At 43.4% G+C, this 1,435-nt stretch carries 2 protein-coding genes; both read right to left on the bottom strand.

Features of this window, described 5'->3' with window-relative positions:
- Positions 1 to 316: MerR family transcriptional regulator (locus F6K37_RS42210; RefSeq protein WP_287257195.1), on the bottom strand; the 316-nt coding region annotated here is incomplete at its 3' end.
- 327 nt (positions 317 to 643) lie between these two features.
- Entirely contained in the window at positions 644 to 1,150 is a 507-nt protein-coding gene (locus F6K37_RS42205; protein WP_287257194.1) for a hypothetical protein, read from the bottom strand.
- Positions 1,151 to 1,435: the final 285 nt, after the last annotated feature.

Here is a 1,435-nt window from a genome sequence, read left to right as displayed (position 1 = left end):
TGTTCATACTCCCACCAATTTCTGGGATGACTTGATCGATTTTGAGACCAGAGGCATTACAGAAGGTATCCATAGCTTTAACTTGGTTTTCCAGGTCTGGTCTTTGAGAAGGAGATGATACCCGGCAGTAAACGACAATAGACCGTTTCATATAATCGGGTAACAACCCTTTCAATTCGTTGATATGTTTCTGGGTGTAAACTCGGTGGTTTCCTAGTGTCCTGTCTGCAACCAATTTTCCCGATGCATCCCATCGTTGAAGGGTTCTAACCGAGACACCAGCGATTTTGGCAAATTGGTGAGGTCTGTAATGCATAATACTAGACAAGTATGTAGAAGTTTGTCTAGTATTGTCAATAATTTAACGACTAAATCTCAACTCCTTTGACAACATCCTCAAGTACTTGGGTCAGATATCGAAAGACACAGAAATTCGGGGACTTTGGATCAAGGAACTTGGGTTAAAGGAACAGGGAATAGGTCAGAATAATTGACGCAAGCAATATCATAAAAATACTAATGGTGCAAGGTCTAACCAAACAACCTTTAACAAAAAAACCTTCAACTTTCAACCAAACAACCTTCAACCTTCAACCTTCAACCTTGGCCTATTGGCCACGCTACGCGAACAACCCTATGGACTCTAGTCATTCAAGACCGGCTCGAGCAACATTGCCGTACCCACAGGAAATGGATAGGAGATATTTTCGGTCAGAGCAGACACTCGATAAAGCATTGCTCCCCCTTCTCGATTTTGTTCTACCCCATTCATCACAATGCGCAGGACATTGCCTGGTTTAACAGGTTCATTCAAGGTCACCGTAAGAGCCATACCACCTTCAGGACTCTTAGACACTGCTGTGGTTGCTGCCACTCTCTCACCAAACTGATTAGTAACCGTTGCTTTACGAACACCAGCCAGATTGGTGCATTCAATCACAACAGCATTTATTGGAAACACAGCCACACCAACGGTAATAAAATGCCTATCCCCTGCAGCTCCAGCAATTCCAGCGCTGGCAACATAGGGAGCATTCGGCACAAAACCCGCTTGAGCCTGAGCCACTGGTACTAGACTAGGGATGGCAATAGGCAACACAGATGCGGCGAATGCTAGGGCTGAAACTGCTCCGAAAACTTGTTTTTTCATCACTCAATCGTCTTGGGATACCAGACTTAAACAACGTTGAGTTGATTTTAAAAAAGACCTATGGAAATTGTCTGCCTGAAAAAATCGGGAATTTTACCTAGATTGGAGTGGGCCATCTGCTGGTAATAGTCGTAAAAAATTGGAAAAAATTGCTTGATTGCACGGAAATTTTGGCAATTCTATGTCAAAGTAAAGCTAGTGTTTGGTGTGTTGGCTTTCAACCTAGTCAATGATGGCAGACGAAGCCCTAGCTGTTTTGGACACAATTTTGCCCGATTACTCCTT

This window comes from Moorena sp. SIO4E2 (assembly GCF_010671945.1).
In the GTDB taxonomy this organism is placed as follows: Bacteria; Cyanobacteriota; Cyanobacteriia; order Cyanobacteriales; family Coleofasciculaceae; genus Moorena; species Moorena producens.
The sequence above is the reverse complement of the archived record's forward strand: the minus strand, read 5'-3'. Positions and strand labels throughout refer to the sequence as shown.